Genomic DNA, 2,534 nt, shown 5'->3' on the forward strand with positions numbered 1-2,534 from the left:
ACCGCCACGGCCTGGTCGCGGGCGCCACCGGCACGGGCAAGACGAAGACGCTGCAGGGCATCGCGGAGCAGCTCTCGTCCGCCGGCGTGCCGGTCCTGCTGGCCGACATCAAGGGCGACGTCTCCGGGATGGCCCGCCCCGGCACGCCCAACCCGAAGATCGACGCCCGCGCCACGGACACCGGCGACGACTGGACGCCCACGGCATACCCGGTCGAGTTCCTGTCGCTGGGCGGGGACAGCTCGGCGATCCCGATCCGGGCGACGCTCACCCAGTTCGGGCCGATCCTGCTGAGCAAGGTGCTCGACCTCAACGACACCCAGGAATCGACGCTCGGGCTGATCTTCCACTGGGCCGACCAGCGCAACCTCCCCCTGCTGGACACGAAGGACCTGCGCGCGGTCATCCAGCACCTCACCAGCGACGAGGGCAAGGCCGACCTCAAGGGGATCGGTGGGGTGTCCTCGGCGACGGCGGGGGTCATCCTGCGCGCGCTGGTGAACCTGGAGGCGCAGGGCGGGGACGACTTCTTCGGCGAGCCCGAGTTCGATCCCGCGGACCTGATGCGGGTGGTCGACGGCCGGGGGATCGTCACGCTGCTCGAGCTCGCCGACCAGGCGGCCAACCCGCGGCTGTACTCGACGTTCCTCATGTGGCTGCTCGCCGAACTCTTCGAGGACCTCCCCGAGGCGGGCGATCTCGACAAGCCCAAGCTCGTGTTCTTCTTCGACGAGGCGCACCTGCTGTTCGCCGACGCGTCCAAGGCGTTCCTGGAGCGCATCGAGCAGACGGTGAAGCTGATCCGCTCCAAGGGCGTGGGCGTGTTCTTCTGCACCCAGCTGCCCACCGACGTCCCCAACGCGGTGCTCTCCCAGCTCGGCGCGCGGATCCAGCACGCGCTGCGGGCGTTCACCCCGGAGGACCAGTCGGCGCTCGCGAAGACGGTGAAGACGTACCCGACCACGACGCACTACGACATGGAGAAGGCCCTCACGTCGCTGGGGACGGGCGAGGCGATCGTCACCGTGCTCTCCGAGCGCGGTGCGCCGACCCCGGTGGCGTGGGCGCGGATGCGGGCGCCGCGCTCGCTGATGGCGGCGATCGGCCCCGAGGCGGTCACGGAGGCCGCGAAGGCGTCACCGCTGTTCGCGAAGTACGGGGTGACGGTCGACCGGGAGTCGGCCTACGAGCGGCTCACGCGCCGGATCGCGGCGGAGGGCACCGCGGGAGCCGAGGCGGAGGTGTCGAGGGCGCCGGCTCCGGAGCCGGAGGAGGCGCCGCGGCGGCGGGCCCCGCAGCGCGAGGAGCCCGGGTTCGTGGAGACGGCGCTGAACTCGCCTGCGGTGAAGTCGTTCCTGCGCTCGGCGGGCAGTGCCCTGGGCCGTGAGATCATGCGGGGGATCTTCGGGACGCGCTCGCGGCGGCGGTGAGCCAGGGCGCGCCGGGCTCGGCGACGCGGGAGGACGGCGCATCCGCCGGCGCTCAGCGGCCGGGGTGCGGCGGCAGTTCCTGGCGTTCAGTGGGCGGAGGCGAAGGTGCGGTACCGGCGGGGACGCCGAGGAACGGGGTGAGCAGCCCGGGGACGGCCGCGTCGGCGAGCGCGACGGCGTCCGCGGCCGCAACGTCCACCACCGGGTAGCCGCCGTCCCCCGCTGCCGTGACGGCCGTCAGCGTCACGAGACCGGACCGGCGTTGGAAGAGGCTCTGCCGCACCGTCCAGCCGATCACCCCGTGGCGCTGCAGCGCCACCGTGCGCCGCAGCAGCGAGCCGTGGCGGGCCAACAGGTAGCGCTCGGTGAGGGCGTGCCCGAGATTGCGCCAGCGGTCGTAGCCCACGAGCACCGCCAGCGGCAGGAGCGCGAGCGCCACCGGACCGAGCCCCGTCCCGAACAGTGACACGTCGAGCAGCCAGAGTGCCGCGACGAGTAGGACCGCCCCGCCGACGGCCCGGTTCAGCCGCCGGACGAGCGCCGCCCGTGGATGGCGACGCAGTGGTGTGCGCGTGACCGGGCCCTCGCGCAGCACGACCGCCGCGAGCCGGTGACCCTCGGCGATCGGCGAGGGCGGCCCGAGCACCCCACCCTCGCCGCCGCCGGAGAGCCCGGTCGAGACGGCCTTCGCCTGCCCTCCGCGGCCCAGCCGCAACAGCAGCGGCTCGGACAGCTCCACACCGCGCAGCCGCTCCTCGGCCACGGACAGCGACCGGCGGGTCAGCAGGCCGCGGCGCACCCGCAACGTCCCGTCCGGCTCGCGGGTGAGCCGGTAGCCGAACCAGCGTTCCGCGAAGAGCAGCATCGCCCCGGCGACGGCGATCCCGACGAGCACGGCGACCAGTACGAGCACGCCGATGAGCAGGGACATCGCGAAGCGGTCGCCCGCGGAGTCGACGAGATCGCCCGGGGACAGGCCGACGTCGCCCACGATGTTGAACAGGGCACCGACGAACGCACCGACGGCGGCGAGCGAGGACACCGTCAACGGGGCGTAGCGGATCCACGCCCAGTCCAGCCGCGCCAGCTCCTCGGACTGCGGTG

The 2,534-nt window shown here is 73.4% G+C and carries 2 protein-coding genes; one reads left to right on the forward strand and one right to left on the reverse strand.

Annotated features, from left to right (window positions below):
- A partial coding sequence (locus AB7J25_RS30700) for a helicase HerA-like domain-containing protein (RefSeq protein ID WP_428514899.1) occupies positions 1 to 1,430 on the forward strand: 1,430 nt, incomplete at its 5' end.
- Positions 1,431 to 1,482: 52 nt separating this feature from the next.
- Here AB7J25_RS30700 and AB7J25_RS30705 read toward each other — a convergent pair.
- Positions 1,483 to 2,534 (reverse strand): PH domain-containing protein (locus AB7J25_RS30705; RefSeq protein WP_428514901.1); only part of this gene is annotated, 1,052 nt, incomplete at its 5' end.

The sequence above is a fragment of the Pseudonocardia sp. genome (assembly GCF_050246655.1).
In the GTDB taxonomy this organism is placed as follows: Bacteria; Actinomycetota; Actinomycetes; order Mycobacteriales; family Pseudonocardiaceae; genus Pseudonocardia.